The 20,549-nt window shown below is 45.6% G+C and carries 15 protein-coding genes; 12 read left to right on the forward strand and 3 right to left on the reverse strand.

Features of this window, described 5'->3' with window-relative positions:
- Nucleotides 1-10 precede the first annotated feature (10 nt).
- The 3 genes from FLA_RS18565 to FLA_RS18575 form a co-directional block, all read right to left on the reverse strand.
- Nucleotides 11-3,424: a TonB-dependent receptor gene (locus FLA_RS18565; RefSeq protein WP_084206200.1), complete on the reverse strand. Its 3,414-nt coding sequence runs from the start codon at nucleotides 3,422-3,424 to the stop codon at nucleotides 11-13.
- A gap of 126 nt (nucleotides 3,425-3,550) precedes the next feature.
- Nucleotides 3,551-4,633, reverse strand: a complete 1,083-nt coding sequence (locus FLA_RS18570; protein WP_076378849.1) for a FecR family protein — start codon at nucleotides 4,631-4,633, stop codon at nucleotides 3,551-3,553.
- A gap of 75 nt (nucleotides 4,634-4,708) precedes the next feature.
- The gene (locus FLA_RS18575; RefSeq protein WP_159445095.1) at nucleotides 4,709-5,281 is read right to left on the reverse strand and encodes a sigma-70 family RNA polymerase sigma factor; all 573 of its coding nucleotides are present in this window, start codon (nucleotides 5,279-5,281) and stop codon (nucleotides 4,709-4,711) included.
- Nucleotides 5,282-5,636: 355 nt separating this feature from the next.
- Here FLA_RS18575 and FLA_RS18580 point away from each other — a divergent pair, with 355 nt between their 5' ends.
- The 12 genes from FLA_RS18580 (at nucleotide 5,637) to FLA_RS18635 (ending at nucleotide 20,549) form a co-directional block, all read left to right on the forward strand.
- Entirely contained in the window at nucleotides 5,637-6,419 is a 783-nt protein-coding gene (locus FLA_RS18580) for a hypothetical protein (protein WP_076378853.1), read from the forward strand.
- Between the two features lie 35 nt (nucleotides 6,420-6,454).
- Nucleotides 6,455-7,819, forward strand: a complete 1,365-nt coding sequence (locus FLA_RS18585) for an acyl-CoA dehydrogenase family protein (protein ID WP_076378855.1) — start codon at nucleotides 6,455-6,457, stop codon at nucleotides 7,817-7,819.
- An 18-nt stretch (nucleotides 7,820-7,837) separates the two neighbouring features.
- Nucleotides 7,838-8,755 (forward strand): helix-turn-helix domain-containing protein, encoded by a 918-nt coding sequence (locus tag FLA_RS18590; protein WP_076378857.1) that lies wholly within the window; start codon nucleotides 7,838-7,840, stop codon nucleotides 8,753-8,755.
- A gap of 157 nt (nucleotides 8,756-8,912) precedes the next feature.
- Nucleotides 8,913-10,313, forward strand: coding sequence for a TolC family protein (locus FLA_RS18595; protein ID WP_084206201.1), 1,401 nt, complete (start codon nucleotides 8,913-8,915; stop codon nucleotides 10,311-10,313).
- Nucleotides 10,314-10,330: 17 nt separating this feature from the next.
- Nucleotides 10,331-13,612, forward strand: a complete 3,282-nt coding sequence (locus FLA_RS18600; RefSeq protein WP_076378859.1) for an efflux RND transporter permease subunit — start codon at nucleotides 10,331-10,333, stop codon at nucleotides 13,610-13,612.
- Nucleotides 13,599-14,735, forward strand: a complete 1,137-nt coding sequence (locus tag FLA_RS18605) for an efflux RND transporter periplasmic adaptor subunit (protein ID WP_076378862.1) — start codon at nucleotides 13,599-13,601, stop codon at nucleotides 14,733-14,735. The genes FLA_RS18600 and FLA_RS18605 overlap by 14 nt, the downstream gene beginning before the upstream one ends.
- Nucleotide 14,736: 1 nt before the next feature.
- Entirely contained in the window at nucleotides 14,737-15,693 is a 957-nt protein-coding gene (locus tag FLA_RS18610; RefSeq protein WP_076378864.1) for an aldo/keto reductase, read from the forward strand.
- Nucleotides 15,694-15,706: 13 nt separating this feature from the next.
- Complete coding sequence (locus FLA_RS18615; protein WP_076378866.1) at nucleotides 15,707-16,756, forward strand: NAD(P)-dependent alcohol dehydrogenase; 1,050 nt, start codon at nucleotides 15,707-15,709, stop codon at nucleotides 16,754-16,756.
- Between the two features lie 21 nt (nucleotides 16,757-16,777).
- Complete coding sequence (locus FLA_RS18620) at nucleotides 16,778-17,953, forward strand: MFS transporter (protein WP_076378868.1); 1,176 nt, start codon at nucleotides 16,778-16,780, stop codon at nucleotides 17,951-17,953.
- Between the two features lie 151 nt (nucleotides 17,954-18,104).
- Nucleotides 18,105-18,791 carry an SGNH/GDSL hydrolase family protein gene (locus FLA_RS18625; RefSeq protein WP_084206233.1) on the forward strand — a complete coding sequence of 229 codons (687 nt, stop codon included), beginning with the start codon at nucleotides 18,105-18,107 and terminating at the stop codon, nucleotides 18,789-18,791.
- 107 nt (nucleotides 18,792-18,898) lie between these two features.
- The gene (locus FLA_RS18630) at nucleotides 18,899-19,438 is read left to right on the forward strand and encodes a sigma-70 family RNA polymerase sigma factor (RefSeq protein WP_159445096.1); all 540 of its coding nucleotides are present in this window, start codon (nucleotides 18,899-18,901) and stop codon (nucleotides 19,436-19,438) included.
- 76 nt (nucleotides 19,439-19,514) lie between these two features.
- The gene (locus FLA_RS18635; protein WP_076378872.1) at nucleotides 19,515-20,549 is read left to right on the forward strand and encodes a FecR family protein; all 1,035 of its coding nucleotides are present in this window, start codon (nucleotides 19,515-19,517) and stop codon (nucleotides 20,547-20,549) included.

The raw sequence follows: 20,549 nt of genomic DNA on the forward strand, positions 1-20,549 counted from the left end.
TTTTAAGAAGTTAGAAACCAACATTTACACCCACAGAAAAAGAACGGATAACAGGAATGGAATTGCCCGAAGTACCGGTTTCGCTGATTAAATCAGGATCCAGGCCTTTGAAACTGGTTTTGGTAAACAAGTTCTGCCCCTGCACATATACACGCAGGCTGGAAACATAGCCACGTGCAAAACGGGTTAATGTTTCTTTAGACAATGCATAAGCGAAAGTCACATTCTGTAACCTTACATAATCGCCCTTTTCTACCCAACGGCTGCTGGGCGAAAGGTTAATGAACGATTCTTTACCATACCACAGCTTAGGCACATCGGTATCGGTATGTGTAGGCGTCCACCTGTCCAGAATTTCTACTCCGTTGTTTTTAAACTTCTGGTTTAACAAGGTTCTTCTCTGGCTGTTGTCAATGCTGTTACCTCCCGAAAAACGGATAAAGGTTTCCAGGCTAAAATTCTTATAAGTAAATGTGTTGTTTAAACCACCATACCAGGTAGGTGTAGGATTGCCCAGTACCACCTTATCTGCATCTGTTAAAGTAGTTACATCGGTAAGAGTAACATCTTCTTTAGAGTTGGCGTAGTAATACTTCTGGCTGGCAATATCGCCCTGTATCAAACGGCCATCCCCCTTATAATACAGCGGGTTACCATTCGCCTTGTTTACTCCTGCGTAGCGGTAACCAATCATAGCATATAAAGGCAGGCCTTCTTTAATTACATAGCTGGTGCTGGTAATAGACTGACCATTATACAAGGTGTTCACCTTATTTTTCACCCGGGTAAAATTGGCGCTGATGTTCCAGTTAAAATCCTTCTTCTTAATAGCATCAGCTGTAACGCTTACCTCAAAACCATTGTTCTGCATAGCGCCGATGTTACGGGCCACTGTGTTATCCGGTATACCGAATGAGTTAGGATAAGTAACATTCATTACCAGGTTGTCAACATCATTTTTAAACCAGTCGAAACCTACGGTAATGCGGTTATGTAAAAAGCCTGCATCAAAACCCACGTCCAGCTTTTTACTGGTTTCCCACGATAAAGAGCTGTTACCTAAATTGGTAAGCGCCAAACCATTTTCACTGCCATAGGTAGCAGCACCGTAAGTGCTCAGATAAGGAAAGCCGGATAAGGCATTACCTACTTTACCATAGCTGGCACGTAGTTTTAAAGAAGAAGCTACATTATCAATGTTGTTGTTTTTCCAGAAAGACTCATCCGAAATACGCCAGCCAGCCGATACGCCCGGGAACACACCAAAACGGTTGGCCTGACTTAAAGCAGAAAGGCCATCCCTTCTGATAGTGAACGCCAGCAGGTATTTGCCTGCATAGTCGTAGTTGACACGGCCAAAATAGCTAAGAAAACTTCCTTCGGCATAGGTGCCGCCTGATAATTGCGTGGTATAAGACCCAGTGATCAGGTTTTTGGTTTGAAAGAAATAGCTGGAAAAACCCTGACCGCCAGCCATGGAGCTTTTAGCTACATTCTTTTGTATTTCGTTACCTGCCGTTACGGTAACACCATGCTTACCATAGCGCTGGTTATAGGTAAAGTAGTTTTGCAGGTTATATACCGTTCTGCTAAAGCTGGTATTTTTTACCAGGCCGTTGTAGCTATAGCCATCGCCATGCCTTGCGTCCAGTGAATAAAAATCAGCCGCCTGTTCCAGATCCACATTGCCCTGTGAACGGAATTTTAAGCCTGGCAACAAACTCAGCTCTACATAAGCATTGCTTAAAATACGGTACTTCTCAATATTGTACTGGTCGTTGTTTAAGGAGAACAATACGTTAGGATATGCATCATCAATAGTAATAAGGTTAGCGCCTGCCCCCAGCGATTTGCCATCGCCCGACACGTTGTAACCAGCTACGCCTGCCGCGTCATAAGGACTCACGTTAGGCAGCGCAATTAAAGAGTTGATAACAACAGAAGACAAACCTGAGCTGTTGTTTACCCCCACGTTTTTTAAACGGGTAATGCTGGTATTGGTGCCTATTTTGATAAACCTGTTCACCTGGTGATCAACATTCGCCCGTACACCATAACGGGAAGTAGTGTTACGTTGAATAGCTCCCTGCTGATCGAGATAGTTGGCTGAGAAAAAGAAATTTGTTTTTTCGTTCGCACCACTAACACCTACGTTATGGCTATGCGAAAAAGCATTTTTATTGTACACCAGCGATTGCCAGTCGGTGTTGGTATTACTGGCATCCATTACCGCAGGGCTGCTTTCATTGTTGTTCGCATACTTTTCGTTGGTAATTTCCACAAACTGCGTTGCATTCAGCAGCTTATTCTTTTTAACCGGATTGGCTATACCCATGTAGGCATCGTAGTTTACTTTGGTATTTCCTCTGGCTCCATGGCGGGTGGTAATTAATATTACCCCGTTCGCTGCGCGTGAACCATAAATCGCGCTGGCTGCACCATCTTTCAGCACATCGAAAGAAACAATATCATTCGGGTTAATATCCGCCAGCGGGTTAGTGGCCGTAAAGCCGCCCAGGTCGCCGGTGTTAACAGGCACCCCATCAATCACTATCAAGGGCGAGCTACCATTATTAATAGAATTGATCCCTCTTATACGAATGCGTGGGGCATCGTTGGTGCTACCACTGTTCACCGTTACCTGCACACCTGCAGCGCGACCTGCCAATTGCTGATCTACACTGGTAGTAGATAATTTAGCAATATCGCCGGCATCTACTTTAGCTACAGAACCTGTAACAGAAGTAGAACGTTGCGAACCATACCCCACTACCACCACTTCGTTTAGTTTATTATTTTCAGGTGCCAGCTTTACCACCATATCCTGTCCACGCTCGGCCGCTACGGCTTTAGAAATAAACCCCACATAGCTAAAAGATAAGGTAGCACCGGGGGCGCTTACTTCCAGCGAAAATTTACCACCGGCATCTGTTACTGTTTTAGCGCCACCACCAGCACCGGTTTCCACTACGGTAACACCCGATAATGGCTGATCCTGCTCGTCTACCACCTTACCCGTTACGGTAACCTTCTGGCCCGCTTCGGGCGTAAACAGGTAATCCTGCTTTTCTACTATCACAATCATTTTTTCATCTACCATCTTATAAGTAAGCGGCAGTTTATCCAGCAGCAACTCCATTACACGGGTAATATCTGCATTGCTCACCGAAAGATTAATGATTTTGTTTACCGGCACCACCTCATTATTGTAAACAAAACGATAACCCGTTTTTTGCTCCAACACTTTAATAGCGTTGCCCAGTGTTGTTTTTTTCAACTCCACACTCACCTTCACCTGCGAAAAAGCAGCTGCGCTAACCTGTAGATTTAATACCAACAATAAAAAAAGTAGTTTCATCTTAAGCAGAAATAAAGGGTACTTACCGGCAATAAGCTTCCGGCTGAAGAATGTCAGTTTCTTCATACATTTGTTTTCAATAGTTAATGAATAGTAGAATCAGGTGTCAGAAACAGGAGGATATTAGGAGTTAATTATACTAACGGGGAATGCTCCAACATTTCCCGTTTTCTTTTTAACTCCCCTCCAACATCAATTCGTAATAGTTACTTTTTTTCCATTGATATTATAATTAAAGGGTTTAGACAATTTCATTACTGCCAGCACTTTTTCCAGGTCTTCTCCTTTAAAAATGCCGGTATAACGATAGTTCATTACATCCTGGTTGGTGAATGCCACTGTTACATCAAAATGCCTTTCCAGCATAGCCCCTATTTCGGCCAGCGAAGTATTGGAAAAAGCAATTTCGTTTTGTAACCAGGCGGTTTCAGGTAGCTGACCGCCGGCGACATTGGCTGCACTCAGGGTGTTTACAGTTATTCTCGGCTCAGTGCCGGTAACTGCATGATTATTTTTGTTTAAGGATTGATCGTTGCTTACAATTAGTTTTTCATTGGGGCGAAGAATAATCTGCTCGTCAGGTCTGTCTTTAAAACTAATTTGCACTTTACCGCTGATCAGCGAAGTTTCGGTAGTGGCATCGCCGGGATAATTTTTTACATTAAACGCAGTACCCAGCACTTTAATAGTTAAATCACCGGTATGAATAATAAAAGGCTGCGCTGCCTTCTGTGTTACATCAAAAAAAGCTTCGCCCTCGAGCCACACTTCCCGATTAGCGCTGCCAAACTGTTTACCGTTGTAGGATAAACGGCTGTCGGCGTTCACCCATACCTGGGAACTATCAGGTAATACGACTTTTTTCCTGTCGCCCCTTTTAGCTATAATCTGATCTACGTGTATCAGTCCTGACACGTCTCTGATAGTATATACCTTTTGATAAATAGCCACACCTGCACAAAGCACTGCCACCACACTTCCGCCTGCCAGCCATCGTTTCCATTTTTTATTATTCCTGCCAGCAACCATTTCCCGGGCAACTACAGGCGGCAAACTATCAAACTGCACCTTTACCGAATGCAGGGCATAAGCCTGCTCGGCTTTCAGCATCTCCTCTTCATTCAATGCCTTATCCGTTTTCTGCTGCAATGCATCCATTGCCTGCAGCCATTCCGGATGCTGTTCTGTAAATTGTTTCAGTTGCTGCAACTCGCTGGCACTGGCTTCATTAGCCATTTGCCTGCTTAACAGATATATAAATTGTTGCAAAGACATGAGCAGTTGCTTGTATACTATCAGACAACAAAAAAAACAACTACCCCCAACGGAGTGTAAAAAAAATGGAAAAAATTATACGCTCAGGTAAGGCTTTAGTGCCACTACTATCTTTTTAAGCGCATTGTTCATATGCCGCTCTATGGTATTTACCGACAAATCCATAATATCAGCGGTTTGTTTATAATTAAATCCTTCTTCTTTAATAAGACGGTATACCAGCTGACACTGCAAAGGCAGCGCCGCTATGGCTGATTTTATTTTACTGCTAAACTCGCCATTCAATAAAGTTTCTTCCGGCGAGGTAACGGGTAAATGATCCGTAGCATTTTCTTCCAGCGCTATGATCTGAAACTTTTTCTGCTTTTTCAGCTCGTTAAAAGACGCGTTGCGTAAAGCAGTGAATAAATATTGTTTATAATTACTTACCTGTTGCAGGCGGCTTTCCATTTGCCATATCTTCAGCAATACATCTGAATATATTTCTTCAGCCAGCTCTTCTGAATGCAGTATGTTGCTTACAAACAGCAGTGCCGGCTTATAAAAAAGCAGGAACAGCTGCCGGTAGGCATACTCATCACGGTTTACAGCTGTTGCCAGTTGTAAAACAGTAACCTTTGATTCGTCAGATGGTAATGGGTAATTCAACCTCAACATTTTTAGCAACCAATGGAGCCCGGCTTGCTATTCTATGCCTGCCATGCCACTTATCTTACGATAAGTAATTCCATTGGCAGTATGCAATTAGTTTTTACTTCGGGGCAAATATAGGGAGTAGTCCACAATAATAAAGGACTTTTATTCCTCCCCCTGATATTACTGTTACTATCCCCCTAATATTAACCGGCCAGGTAGCCTGTTTACTCTATTACTTTCGATGTGATCTTTTAATTGCCTGTAACAAAAAAACAGCTTTACCTTTAATACACTCCCTTACACCCCTGTAAGGGGAGAAAACCTGATTTTAACCATATAAACATCGATTAGTTATCTCATGTTAGTTATGAAATCAACCTATGCAGCTACTGCTGCCCTCTTACTGTTATTGTCCTGTCAATCCACAACCACCCAACAAGCTCCCGCTAAAAAAGATAGCGTGATAGGTGTGGTAAACCCAACACCTGCCGTTTCTGAGCCTGGTACCCCACCTCTGGCAGATAGCGTTATTAAATGTGAGTTACGCAAAGGTGCCATCTTACTCATGAATACCACTTATGTAGATACGGTATCGTATCTGGCCTTTGATGATAACGGGGATGATTTTTCATTTGAAGTAACCCGCAACAACGACACGGCATACCTGATCTGTAATGAATGCAGAGATATAGCCCTGGAAAGAGGCGACCAGGTTCGCGTGGAATGGCAAATGAATACGTATGTACCCGCCGGCGATGACAGTTACAGCTATGCAGTACCTTTTTTAAAAAAGTATCAGTTGGTAAAAGAAGGTAAAACCTCGCAATTAAAAAAGAAAGTAAAACTACAATTGCTGGCATCTGCATCAGAAAAAAACATCACATCCTATCTCACTGATATGGTACACCACACGGTGTGGAACTATCTGGCCAATACCAACGATGCCACTGTAAAACAGGCCTTACAAAATTCTGGTACAGAAATGGAATATACTATCACACGGGAGAATGATAAAGAAGATTATCCTTATACTATCACTATCAGTACAGCAGGCACAGCGGCTACCGTAAAAGAATTATATTTCGATTACAACAACCATTTTATACTGTTGGAAAAAGATGATAGCGGCGGATTTGTGCATGCACAATAGCCTGTATTATACCACCTGTAAATAACGATTGAACCATGAGTAGCCTGTACCAAAAACTAAAGCAAGCCTGGCATTTGTATAAGAACATTGACCTGGATGCTTTGAATCATTTAGCTTCCAAAGTAGACCTGGGCGCTGTTATGCAAAACGTAAGCAAGCTGGACGATGCACAGTTACAGGGTTTGATGAAAATGCTGAGCAGTGGCGGCGGTAAAAAGAAAAAGCCTACGCCACCTGTAGATGGTGATTTTTATGATATAGCAGGCATGCTTACGCCCGAGCAAAGGGAGCTGCAACTTAAGGTGCGCAGCTTTATGGAAACAGAAGTGCAGCCTTTGGTAAATGATTATTGGCTACGCGCCGAGTTTCCTTTTGAACTGATACCCAAAATGGCGCAGCTGAATATTTGCGGTGTTACTTACCAGGGCTACGGCTGCCCCGGCCTTAGCAATCTTACCGAAGGCATACTGGCCATGGAAATGGCGCGGGTAGATGCTTCTGTTGCTACTTTCTTTGGCGTGCAAAACGGCCTGGCAATGGGCAGTATTTATAAGCTGGGGAGTGAGGCGCAAAAGCAACAATGGTTGCCCGGTATGCAGCAAATGAAGCTGATTGGCGCTTTTGGCCTTACCGAGCCCGAAGTAGGTTCCGGCGCAGCAGGTGGCTTAACCACTACCGCCAAACGCACCGGTGATACCTGGGTGCTGAACGGACAAAAGAAATGGATAGGCAACGCCACTTTTGCCGATGTAATTGTGATATGGGCGCGGGATGTAGATGATAATAACGTAAAAGGCTTTTTAGTAAAGAAAGATACCCCTGGCCTGCATGTGGAGAAAATGATGGATAAAATGGCGTTGCGCATAGTGCAGAACGGGCTCATCACACTTACCAACTGCACTGTACAGGAAGAAGACCGCCTGCAAAACGCCAACACCTTTAAAGATACTTCGGAAGTGCTGCGTATGACCCGTGCCGGTGTAGCCTGGGAAGCGGTGGGCTGTGCACGTGGCGCTTACGAAAACGCACTGGCCTATACTACCCAACGCAAACAGTTTGGCAAACCTATAGCCTCCTTTCAACTGATTCAAAACCACCTGGTAGAAATGCTGAGCAACCTTACCGCCATGCAAACGATGGTGTTCAGGCTGAGCGAGTTACAGGACGAAAACCGCCTTACCGATGAGCACGCTTCCCTGGCAAAAGTGTTTTGTACCCTGCGCACCCGCGACATTGTAAGCCGCGCCCGGGAAGTGATGGGCGGCAACGGCATACTGCTGCAATACAATGTGGCCCGTTTTGTAGCCGATTCGGAAGCCATCTACTCTTACGAAGGCACCAAAGAGATCAATTCGCTGATTGTGGGCAGGGCCATAACAGGGCATAGCGCTTTTGTTTGATTTTCATAACTTCGGGGTATGGCAGTAATAGAAACACTTGACGATTTTTATAAAAGATTAGACCTCAAACCGCCTCCTTCCACCCGGTATGGTAAGGAGGCTGGTCACTTCAATGTATACCCCCGCGCCGGTATATGTCGTAGCGCTGCACCTTTAAACCGTCGCGATTTTTATAAAATATCTTTCGTCATAGGGGAAGGACGTTTTCATTTCACCGACAGAACGGTAGAAATAGATAAACCGGTGATCATTTTATCCTCTCCTAACCTGCCCTATTCCTGGGAAAAAAGCTCAGAGATACAGGAGGGTTATTTCTGCCTGTTCAACGATGCCTTTCTCGACAACCATAACAATCATAACCGTAAAGACATCCTGCACGAATCGCCTTTATGCTCTCCTATCCTTGATCCCTTATTCTTTGTGAATGAGCAGCAACAGGAAAGACTGCATTACCTGTTTAAACTGATGCTGAGCGAGATGGATTCGGAATACCCTTATAAATACGACCTGTTGCGTCATTATTTATATGTGATGGTACACGAAACCATGAAAATGCGCAGTGCCGAAACCTGGGTAAAACACTCCAGCGGCAACGCCCGTTTAACAGCCCTGTTTATTGAATTACTGGAACGCCAGTTTCCTATTGACTCCCCGGAACATATACTGCAACTACGCACCGCCCAGGATTTTGCTTCCCGCCTGAATGTACACGCCAACCACCTGAACAGGGCGGTAAAAGAAGTAACCGGTAAAACCACTACCGAGCATATTTCTGAACGTATTACCGTAGAAGCCCGCGCACTGCTGAAACATGCCAACTGGAGCGTGGCAGAAATAGCGTACAGCTTAGGATTTGAGTATCCTGCCTATTTTAACAATTTCTTTAAAAAACATACCAGTTCTACCCCCGGCGCTTTCCGAACATCAGATGTTTGAAAAATACAAGTAATTGTTTGAAAAGTGAAAGCGCCGCTTCTGCTAACCTGTCTATTTTTACAGTCTCAACACTGCCTGCTGAGTAGAATTGCACGATTCTCTGCCATAAGGAAAGAACAGACACTATAGATAGATTAACAGAAGAAAGAACCAAATCATGTTTAAAAAAACAGCACTCACCCTGCTTATCACAGGAGGTGTTTTACATGGCAGTGTGCATGCACAACAGGCGCTTACGTTAAAGCAGGCTGTTGAAACAGCGCTGGCCAATTACGGCTCCATCAAGGCAAAGCAAGCGTATGCCCGTGCTTCGGAAGCTTCGGTAACGCAAAGTAAGCGGGAGTACTTGCCAGACCTCAACCTTTCCGCACAGCAGGATTACGGAACCGTGAATGGTTTAAATGGCCCATCGTATGGCTACAGAGGTTTAAGCACTGCAGCATCGGGTCCCTCCCTACCCTCACAAAACTGGAATGCGGCCTTTGGTGCCTTGTACCTGGCCAACATCAGTTGGGATTTCTATTCTTTTGGCAAGGCCAAAGAAAAGATCAACGTGGCTAAATCCACCCTGGCACGTGACAAAAGCGACTTGAACCAGGAAATGTTCCAGCACGAAGTAAAGGTGGCGGCTGCTTACCTGAACCTGCTGGCCACACAGCGTCTGGTGCGCTCGTGGCAAAACAACCTGGACAGGGCTACCCGGCTGCGTGAAGTAGTAGTTGCCCGCGCGTTGAATGGCTTAATTGCCGGCGTGGATTCGTCGCAGGCAAATGCCGAACTATCCAGCGCCCGCATTACCCTTACCAAAGCCAGAGATGCCGAGCAGGAGCAAAGCAATCAGCTGGCGGTGTTAATGGGCGTGCCTTCGCAGGAGTTTGCACTGGACACAGTGTTCATTAACAAAGTACCTACCGGCGCTTACGACACAGCAAGCAGTGTGCAGCAACACCCTTTGCTGCAGTACTATCAAAGCCGCATTGCATTAAGCAACCAGCAGGCTAAGTACTATCACAAATTCAATTACCCCACCTTCTCTGCATTTGGTTTAATTCAGGGTCGCGGATCGGGCTTTGACTGGAACTATGGCCAGTTAGGTTCTAACCTCGACCACTATACATCCAATTACTGGGATGGCGTACAAAGCATGCGCGGCAACTACCTGGTAGGCCTGGGCATGATATGGAACCTTACCACTCCCCTGCGTATTAAGCAGCAGGTAAGTGCACAAAAAGCCACTTCACTGGGTTTACAAGCCGAATACACCCTGGCCGACCAACAGCTGAAAGCACAGCTGGCACTGGCGGGCAATAAAATGAAGAATGCTTTATCCAACTACGCCGAAGCTCCTATACAGGTAAAATCTGCATCTGACGCTTATCATCAGAAAGAGGTTTTATACACAAACGGACTCAGCAATATAGTAGAGGTTACACAGGCATTATACCTGGTTAACCGCAGCGAAACAGACCGCGACATCGCCTATACCAATGTATGGCAGGCATTGTTGCTGAAAGCAGCGGCCAGTGGCAATTTCGACCTGTTCCTCAATGAATTTTAACCGAAGCAAACCAAGATATGAACCTGATTAAATTAGCCTTACGCAAGCCTATTACCATATTGGTATTAGTGGCCGGGTTATTCTTCTTCGGCATTAAAGCTGTCACTACTATTAAAATTGACATCTTTCCCAAGCTGGATATGCCCGTGATATATGTTTCGCACCCCTTCGGTGGTTATACGCCTTCTCAAATGGAAGCGTTCTTTGCGAAGCAGTATATCAACATCTTCCTATTCGTAAATGGCGTAAAATCCATCGAAACCAAAAACATTCAAGGCCTTACCCTGATGAAAATCAACTTCTACCCCGGCACCAACATGGCGCAGGCGGCAGCAGAAGTAAGTGCTTTCAGTAACCGTATACAAGCCTCCTTTCCCCCGGGCAGTAACCCGCCGTTCATTATCCGTTTCGATGCCTCTACCCTGCCTGTAGGCCAGCTGGTATTGAGCAGCGACAAACGCACGAACAACGAGTTGCTGGATATGGCCAACGTGTATGTTCGTTCTTCCTTTACCACCATCCCCGGCCTGGTGTCATCACCACCCTTTGGTGGTAACGTGCGTACTGTAATTATTAAAGCCGATCCGGAATTACTGCGCGCCCATAACATGACACCCGATCAGCTGGTAGAAGCCATGCGCTTAAACAACCAGACCAATCCATCGGGTAACGTGCGTATAGAAGATAAAAACTACATCACCCCCATTAACACCACCATTAAAGAAGTAAAGGATTTTGAAAACATTCCTTTGTTCAAGAATGGTGTACAAAACCTGTATCTGCGCGATGTGGCTACCGTAGAAGACGGGGCAGATATTTCGCAGGGTTATGCACTGGTAAATGGTAAACGCAGCGTATACTTAAGCATTGCCAAAAGTGCCGATGCCAGTACCTGGGAAGTGGTGCAGAACCTGAAAAAGAGCATTCCCAAAATGCAGGCGCAGTTACCGGAAGATGTAAAACTGAGCTATGAATTTGACCAGAGCACTTACGTGATCAACTCCGTAAAAAGCCTGTTAACGGAAGGTGCTATCGGCGCCATCCTTACCGGTTTAATGGTATTGATGTTCCTGGGCGATGCACGCGGTGCGTTGATTGTAATTTTAACCATTCCTACTTCTATTATCTCTGCCGTATTATTCCTGAACCTGTTTGGCCAAACCATTAACATTATGACGTTGAGCGGTCTGGCACTGGCTATTGGTATATTGGTGGATGAGAGTACGGTAACGATAGAAAACATACACCAGCACCTGGATATGGGCAAGCCTAAAGCGCTGGCCATATGGGATGCGTGTAAAGAAATTGCCTTCCCCAAACTGTTGATCCTGTTTTGTATCCTGGCGGTGTTTGCACCAGCGTTTACCATGGGTGGTATCCCAGGTTCCCTGTTCCTACCGCTGGCACTGGCCATCGGCTTTAGCATGATCATCTCTTACTTCCTGGCACAAACATTTGTACCGGTAATGGCCAACTGGATTATGAAGGTAAAACACCATCACAAACCAGACGGCAAGCGCTTTACCGATTCAGAAGAGTTTGCGGCTACCGGCCTGCCTGTGGAAAGCGAGCAGGATACCTGGAACCAGAAGCACGGTATGGCAGAAAGAGAAGACACCAACAACGATGGCAAAATAACCACCTTCGATAAAATCAGGAACCGTTACCTGCGCTTTATTGACAGGATGATGCCTTTCCGCGTTCCTATTGTTATCGTGTATATCCTGGCAGTATGTGGCCTTACCGCCTTACTGTTGTCCAGCATTGGCCGCGATGTATTACCGAAGGTAAACGGCAGCCAGTTTCAGGTACGTTTGCGTGAACCGGATGGTACACGTATGGAGAATACAGAAAAGAAAACCATTGCCCTGGTAGATGCTATCAACGGTATTGTAGGAAAAGAAAACGTAGCCATTACCTCGGCTTATGTAGGTATGCACCCGCAACAGTTTTCTATCAACCCTATCTTCCTGTGGATGGCCGGCCCGCACGAAGCCGTGTTACAGGTAGCTTTAAAAGAAGAATATAAAACCAACCTGGACGAGCTGAAAGATAAAATAAGGGCACAGGCACAGAAAATTGCCCCTGAAATGAAATTATCTTTCGAGCCTATTGAGTTAACAGATAAAATATTAAGCCAGGGTTCTCCTACGCCTGTAGAAATACGCTTTTCCGGTCGTAACAAAAAGCAGAGCGAAGAGTATGCACAAAGACTGATAGGCCGTTTACAGAACATACCTTTCCTGCGCGATGTGCAATTGGGACAGGCTACACATTACCCTTCGCTGAACATTAATGTAGACAGGGTGCGCGCAGCGCAGCTGGGTGTGGATATGAGCGACGTATCACGTTCTATCATCGCTTCTACTTCTTCTTCCCGTTTTACAGAGAAGAACATATGGGTGGATGAAAAATCGAACTACAGCTATAACGTACAGGTGCTGGTTCCGGAAAACAAGATGGCGAGCGAAGCGGATATCTCAGAAATTCCGTTACTGAGAAACTCCTCCCGCCCCGTATTAGGAGATGTGGCCACTATTACCAAAGGCACCACCTTTGGCGAAGCCGATAACCTGGGGGCTATGCCTACTTTAACCGTTACCGCTAACCTAAACAATGTAGACTTAGGGAAAGCATCCGGCGAAGTGAAAAAGGCTATTGCCTCACTGGGCGAATTGCCACGTGGTTTGAATGTAGATATCATTGGCTTGAGCGATACCCTTACCGATACACTGGACAGCCTGCAAAATGGTTTGATAGTAGCTATTGTGGTGATATTCCTGATGCTGGCAGCCAACTTCCAGTCGTTTAAAGTATCAGCGGTAGTATTGGGTACGGTGCCTGCGGTGTTGTTAGGTTCACTGGGCCTGTTAATGATAGCCGGATCTACCTTAAACCTGCAGTCTTACATGGGTATGATTATGTCGGTGGGTGTATCCATATCCAATGCGGTACTGCTTATTACCAATGCCGAGCAATTGCGCCTGCATAGCGGCAACTCCATTACTGCCGCCAAAGAAGCAGCAGCACTGCGGTTACGCCCTATTGTGATGACAGCAGTAGCCATGGTGGTGGGTATGATTCCTATGGCCAGCGGCCTGGGTGAAGCCGGCGACCAAAGCTCTCCGTTAGGACGGGCCGTAATTGGTGGCCTGATTGCCAGTACCTTTGCCGCATTATTTATATTGCCCTTATTATTTGCCTCTGTACAGAAGAAAACATCTATTGTTTCTGTATCGCTGGATCCTGAAGACAAAGAAAGTAAACACTACATACCTGATATATATGAACAAGCTTAAACATAACACAACCATATTATTTGCAGGCTTTGCGGCCCTGCTGGGTACTGCCACCATTACCGGATGCGGATCATCGGAAGGCAAAACAGAAGCGAAAAAAGAAACCACAGAAGCGGTTGCTCCTGCACTGGAAACCATTTCGCTGAGCAAAGACAAACTGTCTTCTATATTTACTTCCCCTGCTGAGCTAATCGCTTACCAGCAAGTGGATATCTACGCTAAAGAAGCCGCCTTTGTAAAAAAGATGAATGTAGATGTAGGTACAGAAGTATCGGCCGGCCAGTTATTAACCCAGCTGGAAGCGCCGGAACTCACTTCGCGCATAGCAGCTGCCGAAAGCAGGCTGAAATCGCAGGAAGCCATTTACCTGGCCAGTAAAGCCAATTACGACCGTTTGTATAAAACCAGTCTCACCCCGGGCACCGTTTCTCCCAACGACCTGGACCAGGCACTGGCCCGTATGAAAGCAGATGAAGCGCAACTGGAAGCAGCCAAAGCCGCCAACAAAGAAGTAACCATCATACGCGACTACCTGGAAATACGCGCTCCCTTCAGCGGCGTAATCAGTGCCCGTAATGTAAACACAGGCGCGTACGTAGGTCCCTCTGGCAAAGGCTCTGAGTTACCTCTGTTCACCCTGCAGGAGCAGAAACATTTAAGGCTGGTAATTTCAGTACCGGAATTATATACCAGCTACCTGAGCCATAAAAACGAGGTAGAGTTTAGTGTTAAATCACTGGCCAATCAAACGTTTAAAGGTTCAGTAAAACGTTTATCCGGCGCATTAGACACCCGCCTGCGCGCAGAACGCATTGAGGTGGATGTGATCAACGATAACAAAAAGCTACTACCAGGTATGATTGCCGAAGTGCACATTCCTATGCCTGCACAGGATAGCTCACTGGTGGTACCTAAATCCACTGTGCTCAACAGCACTACCGGTGTATTTGTCATTCGTGTGAACAATAATAAAGCAGAATGGGTTACTGTACAGAAAGGTCGTGAAGCAGATGGTAAAGTAGAAATCTTTGGCAAGCTTACACCCGGCGATAACCTGATAGCCAACGCTACAGAAGAAGTACGTGACGGTTCTACCATAAAAACCACACCAAAGAAAAATTAATATGGAAAAAAGACAGTTAGGCGCAAGCGATCTGTACGTAGCGCCCTTAACCTTAGGCTGCAACGTTTTCGGATGGACGATCAACGAACAACAGTCTTTTGAAATTCTGGACGGCTTTGTTGCAGCAGGTTGTAACCTGCTGGACACAGCCGATGTATATTCCCGCTGGAAGCCCGGTAACACCGGGGGCGAATCGGAAACCATTATTGGCAACTGGTTAAAGCAACGTGGCAACCGCAGCAAAGTGATAGTGGCCACCAAAGTAGGCGCTGATATGGGCCAGGGTAAAAAAGACCTGAGCAAAGCCTATATACTGAAAGCAGTGGAAGCCTCTTTACAACGCTTACAGACAGACTATATAGATTTATACCAGACGCACTGGGATGACGACACCCATCTTCCTGTGGAAGAAACGCTGGAAGCATACCAACAGCTGGTGAAGGAAGGAAAAGTACGATGGATTGGTGCCAGCAACCTTTCTACAGAAAGGCTGCTGGCTTCCTTAGAAGCAAGTAAAAAACACGGTTACCCCGCCTACCAGACCTTTCAGCCGGAATACAACCTGTATGCCCGTGAAGGGTTTGAAAAAGAAATGGAAGGCATCTGCCTGGAAAACAGGCTGGGCGTTATCAGCTATTTTTCACTGGCAGCCGGCTTTCTTACCGGTAAATACCGCAGCGAAAGCGATCTTGGCAAAAGTGTGCGTGGCGGCGGCATGAATAAATACCTCAATCCAAGAGGATTGGAAATACTGGATGCTTTAGACACGGTAGCAGCGCAGCACCAAACCACGCCGGCCACCGTGGCCCTCGCATGGTTAATGGCCCGCCCTTCTGTTACAGCACCTATAGCCAGCGCCACCAGCTTAACACAACTGGACTCATTAACCAAAGCAGTTTCTTTAAAATTAAATGACGAAGCCATTGCACTGCTTAACAAAGCAAGCAACTGGCAATAACCATTACCCCGTTATGATAGCAACAAATTCATATGCAGCACAAAGCACCACATCTCCTCTTACTCCTTTCAACTTTGAAAGAAGAGATGTAGGTGCACACGACGTACAAATTGAAATACTTTACTGCGGAGTTTGCCACTCCGACATTCACCAGGTAAGAGACGAATGGGGTGGCTCTATTTACCCCATGGTTCCTGGTCATGAGATTGTGGGAAGAATTGTGAAAGTAGGCGACCACGTGAAGAAGTTTAAAGTGGGCGACCTGGCTGGTATCGGATGTTTTGTAGACAGCTGCCGCGAATGCGTTAACTGTAAAGATGGTTTGGAGCAATACTGTACTGAAGGGATGACCGGCACCTACAACAGCCGCGAACGCCTTACGGGTGCACCAACTTACGGCGGTTACTCTACACAGATTGTAGTAGACGAAAACTACACGCTGAAAGTAAGCGACAAATTAGACCTGGCAGGTGTAGCTCCTTTATTATGTGCAGGTATCACTACCTATTCTCCCCTGCGTTTTGCAGGTGTGAAAAAAGGCCACAAAGTAGCCGTACTGGGCTTAGGTGGTTTAGGTCACATGGCTGTTAAGTTTGCAGCAGCTTTTGGCGCCGAAGTAACCATGTTAAGCGGTTCTCCTTCTAAAGAAGCAGATGCTAAAAAACTGGGCGCACATCACTTCGCCTTAACATCCGACGAAGCCACCATGAAATCACTGGTAGGCCAGTTTGACTTTATCCTGAATACCGTTTCTGCACAACACAGCTACAGCACTTACCTGAACCTGTTAAAAACAAACGGTAGCATGATTATCGTAGGCATTCCTTCTAAACCAGCTGAAATACCAGCGTTTGATTTAGTAGGTGGCCGCAAAAGTATACTCGGCTCTATGATTGGTGGTATTGCCGAAACCCAGGAAATGCTGGATTTCTGTGCAGAGCACAACATTGTTTCCGATGTAGAAGTCATTGACATCAACTATATCAATGAAGCTTACGAGCGCGTATTAAAGAGTGATGTGAAATATCGTTTTGTCATTGACATCAACTCACTTAAAAAGTAAGCACAGGGCTTTCTATCGTACATGAAAAAAAGTTTATTATCGCTTAGTATAGGCGGGTTCGGCATAGGGATGACAGAGTTTGTGATGATGGGAATATTGCCGGACTTGTCCCGTACAATGGATATATCCATTCCCGTAGCGGGTCACCTGATATCGGCCTATGCTTTAGGCGTGGTATTGGGTGCACCACTGCTGGTGGGTATAGCCGGCAAGTACCCCCCCAAGAAAATACTGATGGGCCTGATGCTGCTGTTCACTTTGTTTAACGGCATTTCGGCACTGGCCCCTACTTACGAATTATTGTTTATTGCACGCCTTTTTTCCGGTCTGCCACACGGCGCCTTTTTTGGCGTAGGTGCGGTGGTAGCCAGCCGTTTGGCTGAGCCTGGTCGCGAAGCAAGGGCTATTTCTATTATGTTTGCCGGTTTAACACTGGCTAATATTATAGGCGTACCATTGGGCACCTGGATAGGCCACAACCTCGACTGGCGTTACACCTTTGTAATTATAGCAGGCGTAGGCATGCTGGCAGTATGGAGTGTGAAGATGTGGATGCCCGTGATACCAGCTCCCGAAAACAGCAGTTTGAAAAGTAACCTGCAGGTGTTTACCCGGTCAGAACCCTGGTTAATAGTGGGTATCACCGCTATTGGCACCGGTGGCTTGTTTGCCTGGTTCAGTTACATTTCCAAACTCATGACCGAAGTAGCCGGATTTTCAGAAAACAGTATCTCTTTTATTTTAGTACTGGCAGGTGCAGGCATGGCTGTAGGTAATGTAATAGGCGGTAAAATGGCCGATCGTTTTTCTGCCATCAATGCCACTGCCCTATTACTACTGGTGATGGTAGCCAGCCTGTTAACAGTATCTGCTATCAGCCAATACAAAGCAGCCGCTATTATTATGACCTTTGTTACAGGTGCTGTGGCATTTGCCATGGTAGCCCCCGTGCAAATGCTGATGATTAAAGCAGCTACCGGCGCCGAAATGCTGGCCGCTTCTGTAAGTCAGGCCAGTTTTAATATTGGCAATGCTATTGGTGCCTTCCTTGGCGGATTACCCATAGCAGCCGGTTTAGGTTACACTTCCCCTCAATGGGTAGGTGCGGCATTGGCTTTGGGTGGTTTCCTGTTTTGTATTCCTATGTTTGTTCTCCACAAAAAACAAAAGGATAGCAATCAGGTAGCTGTCAGTTAAATACAAACACCTTGAACAGTGATAAAAAGGCCGCAGGGAGCAATTCCTGTGGCCTTTTGCATATTAAAACAGCAAACCACAGCACAGGCCATTACGTAAATATTTAATGAAAACATTTGTATTATTCTCCTTGCTTGTAAGTAGTACCGGTATGCTACATTCCTTACTAAGCTGTTCAAAAGATGCTATTCCGGCAGCTAATACTGCCCCCTCCAATATAACCGCAGGCAGTAATAATATTTCCTACAAATCATGGCTGGCACTGGGCGACTCCTACACCATCGGACAATCGGTAGAAACGAATGAACGTTATCCGGCGCAAACAGCCAGCCAATTGTTATCAAAGGGTATTCATATCACACCCCAATATATCGCCACTACCGGATGGACTACAGCTAACCTGCTTTCCGCTATCCAAAGCCAGCAACCACAGGGCCCGTATAACATAGTAAGCTTATTAATAGGTGTGAACGATCAATATCAGCATATGGATACTGGTGGCTATCGTATCCGTTTTACCCAACTGCTACAGAAAAGTATACAACTGGCTGGTAATAAAGCTTCGCACGTATTTGTGTTAAGCATACCCGACTACAGTGTTACTCCATTTGCGCAAGGTAGCAACACCGCACAGATCAGTAAAGAGATAGATGCGTTTAATGCCATCAACAAACAGATAACGCTTGGCTATCATTGTCAGTATATTGATATTACGCCCTCTACCCGGGAAGCTGCCACCCAGCCTTCCCTGGTAGCATCAGACGGACTTCACCCTTCCGGAGCAGAATATAAAAAATGGGCCGGCCAACTAGCCCCCCTCCTGTCCAAAGCATTATAAATATTTTCTATACCATCCCCATTTGATAATATTACGGTAATATATAGCTACCATTTCCTGCTATATTTTTGCCATAATCTATTCAGTATCCCAAAAGCTTGTTTCCGTTGTACACTACACTGCACATAAAACAAGGCAGCTCCAAAGCATTTGAGTCTATATACAACCAGTATAAAGACAAGTTATATTTTTGGCTGTTGGGCAAAATGAAATCGGAATACTGGGCGCAGGAGCTGGTACAGCAAACCTTTGTAAAATGCTGGATAAGCCGCGAAAACCTGTCGGAAGATATTGAAATTGATATTCAGCTTTTTAGAATAGCCCGTTCCCTGATGATTGACCAGTTACGCAAGCTGGCCAACGAAAGAAAACTGGCCGTGAATGCGCCGGTTATCACCACAGAAGAGGCCGCTCTTCAACAATATCAGGCCAAAGAAACCCGCCAGGAAATAGATAAGGTTATTAATACCCTTCCCGAAGTGGGCCAGCAGGTGTTTCGCCTGAGCCGTGATTATGGCCTTACTTATAACGAAATAGCCAAAGAACTTTCTATCTCTCCCAAAACCGTAGAATACCATATTTCCCGTACTTTAAGCCAGTTGCGCAAAACCCTCGCTCCTGTTTTTGCCATTTTCTTCCGCTTCTAATGCACCCTGTATTACCAAATTGTTAACCACCAGGGTATTTTCTTTTTCAAACGAATAGTAGGCAGAACTTAGGTAAATGAACATATCACCGGAACTGGTAGCAAGGTTTTTAAGCAATAGCTGTAGCAAAGAAGAAGCAGATTTTTTGACTGCTTACTTTGATGCGCATCCAGAGGAGTTGGAAAAATACATGGGGGAAGCGGAATGGAGTCAGTTTGCGCCACAACAAACCCTGCCTGCCGAAACGGACAGGTATATATGGAAAGGCATAAAAGAAGATGCCGGCTTTACCGCTATACACAGAAGAATATTCCGCTACTCTGCAGCAGCTGCCGTATTATGCTTACTGGCAGGCGGTGCAGTATGGCTGAGTAAACAAAGTAACAACCAACAGCTGGCCCAAACACAAACAGCAAAAGACGGTTTACAAATCAATACCATTGTAAACAACACCACACATAATAAAGACTTTATTCTGGAAGACGGTTCAGAAGTTACCCTGGCCGCACACAGTACCTTACAGCACCCTAAACCCTTTATACAAAACCGTTCGGTTACATTAGAAGGGAAGGCTTTTTTTAACGTAGCCAAAAACGCAGTAAGCCCTTTTGCAGTAACAGCAGGCGGCTTAACCACTACCGCGCTGGGCACTTCCTTCTGGATAGAATCGTTTAACGGAAAAAGCAAAGTGAACATTAAGCTGGTTACCGGTAAAGTGGTGATTCAAAAAGATAAAGGCAATGCACAGGCATTTGCACCTGTATATCTTACACCAGGCGAAGAGCTGGTGTTTGACAAAGTAAACAACCAAAGCACGGTAAACAACAGCAGCAGCGAACGTACAGCTACAGCAACCGGTACAGCGCCTGCTAAAGCTAAAAAGACCGTTGACAATCTCAACTTTAATCAACGCCCGCTTTCGGAGGTATTGAAAGAACTGCAGGCGAAATATAATATAACCATACAGTTTGATGAAGCAGCATTGGCGAAGATGAAATTTTCAGGCTCTTATTCAGAGCAAGACGACATCGATGACATCTTACATACCATTGCTTTATTAAACGAGTTACACCTGGAAAAAACTACTACCGGTTACAGTATAAACCCATAA

The sequence above is a fragment of the Filimonas lacunae genome, from assembly GCF_002355595.1.
Taxonomy (GTDB): domain Bacteria; phylum Bacteroidota; class Bacteroidia; order Chitinophagales; family Chitinophagaceae; genus Filimonas; species Filimonas lacunae.

Excerpts from the sequence above, each read along its gene's own strand:
- FLA_RS18565 (WP_084206200.1), bottom strand. The coding sequence starts at position 3,424 with ATGAAGAAACTGACATTCTTCAGCCGGAAGCTTATTGCCGGTAAGTAC.
- FLA_RS18570 (WP_076378849.1), bottom strand. The coding sequence starts at position 4,633 with ATGTCTTTGCAACAATTTATATATCTGTTAAGCAGGCAAATGGCTAAT.
- FLA_RS18580 (WP_076378853.1), top strand. The coding sequence starts at position 5,637 with ATGAAATCAACCTATGCAGCTACTGCTGCCCTCTTACTGTTATTGTCC.
- FLA_RS18585 (WP_076378855.1), top strand. The coding sequence starts at position 6,455 with ATGAGTAGCCTGTACCAAAAACTAAAGCAAGCCTGGCATTTGTATAAG.
- FLA_RS18590 (WP_076378857.1), top strand. The coding sequence starts at position 7,838 with ATGGCAGTAATAGAAACACTTGACGATTTTTATAAAAGATTAGACCTC.
- FLA_RS18595 (WP_084206201.1), top strand. The coding sequence starts at position 8,913 with ATGTTTAAAAAAACAGCACTCACCCTGCTTATCACAGGAGGTGTTTTA.
- FLA_RS18600 (WP_076378859.1), top strand. The coding sequence starts at position 10,331 with ATGAACCTGATTAAATTAGCCTTACGCAAGCCTATTACCATATTGGTA.
- FLA_RS18605 (WP_076378862.1), top strand. The coding sequence starts at position 13,599 with ATGAACAAGCTTAAACATAACACAACCATATTATTTGCAGGCTTTGCG.
- FLA_RS18610 (WP_076378864.1), top strand. The coding sequence starts at position 14,737 with ATGGAAAAAAGACAGTTAGGCGCAAGCGATCTGTACGTAGCGCCCTTA.
- FLA_RS18615 (WP_076378866.1), top strand. The coding sequence starts at position 15,707 with ATGATAGCAACAAATTCATATGCAGCACAAAGCACCACATCTCCTCTT.
- FLA_RS18620 (WP_076378868.1), top strand. The coding sequence starts at position 16,778 with ATGAAAAAAAGTTTATTATCGCTTAGTATAGGCGGGTTCGGCATAGGG.
- FLA_RS18625 (WP_084206233.1), top strand. The coding sequence starts at position 18,105 with ATGCTACATTCCTTACTAAGCTGTTCAAAAGATGCTATTCCGGCAGCT.
- FLA_RS18635 (WP_076378872.1), top strand. The coding sequence starts at position 19,515 with ATGAACATATCACCGGAACTGGTAGCAAGGTTTTTAAGCAATAGCTGT.